Annotated in this window: 1 protein-coding gene; it reads left to right on the top strand. The window is 42.2% G+C overall.

All coding sequences use genetic code 11. The features are described from left to right. On the top strand, window positions 1-1041 hold a 1041-nt coding region (locus AC1DUA_RS38815; protein ID WP_477504755.1), incomplete at both ends, for a prenyltransferase/squalene oxidase repeat-containing protein.

The raw sequence follows: 1041 nt of genomic DNA, 5'->3' as shown, positions 1-1041 counted from the left end.
GTCTAAGCCAAGCGGCGTAAGCTCAGACTGGAGCGCGATAGGTTTAGCGCGCACGGGTTCTAAGCTTCCTATAGCGTATTATCAAAAACTAGTCAATAATGTTTCAAGTTCCAATGGAGATTTTAAATTAGTTACTGATCTTGAACGGACGATCCTTGGTATAACGGTTACTGGCGGTGACGCATCCCAAGTTGAAGGTTATAACTTGATTGAGAAATTGTACAGTCACAGCAATATGACATCGCAAGGCATCAATGGTTTAGTCTATGCTCTATTGGCACTTGATTCCAAAAATTATTCTGTACCGGAAAATGCCGAATGGACAAGGCAAAAAATTATCAATCAAATTATTACTAGACAGAATCAAGACGGAGGCTTTGTTTTAAGCACTGGTAAAAGTGATCCTGATATTACTGCGATGACCTTTACTGCTTTAGCTCCGTATGCGGGCAATCAAGCTTTAGTTCAGGCAGACACCCTTACAAAAGCAGCAAATTGGTTGTCTCTGAACCAACAATCCAATGGGGGCTATCTTTCATATGGAGTGGATAGCAGCGAAAGTGTCTCTCAAGCCATTATTGCGCTAAGCTCGAATAACATAGATCCAGCAAGTGCGAAGTATGCAAAAAATGGCGTCAATTTACTTGATAAATTATTCAAATTCCGTTTGCCAGATGGCAGCTTTTCGCATACAATGCAACTTCGATCGAATGCAATGGCGACGGAACAAGCACTTCAAGCGTTAGCTGCCTATAAGGTTTTTAAAGAAGGCCATGGAGAGCGGTTGTATGACTTCACCAAATCCCTGCCTGGGTTGGAGGACCCGGCACCCATTCAAGTGCCCCTACCAAGCGGTGATCAGCCTAAAGTAGTTATTCCATCTGATAATCAGACCTATCTCATTCCCATAACGAGTGCAGATGCAAATAAATTAGTTACGGTGGAAATTCCAAAAGATAGTCATTCAAAAGTTCGATTGGATTTGCCAACAGGAACAAGTTTGCCAAGAATTGAGGCAGTCAAAGGTGATCTATCTGTTGT

Source organism: Paenibacillus sp. 01T422 (genome assembly GCF_056398785.1).
This window is presented reverse-complemented; position numbering and strand designations above follow the sequence as displayed.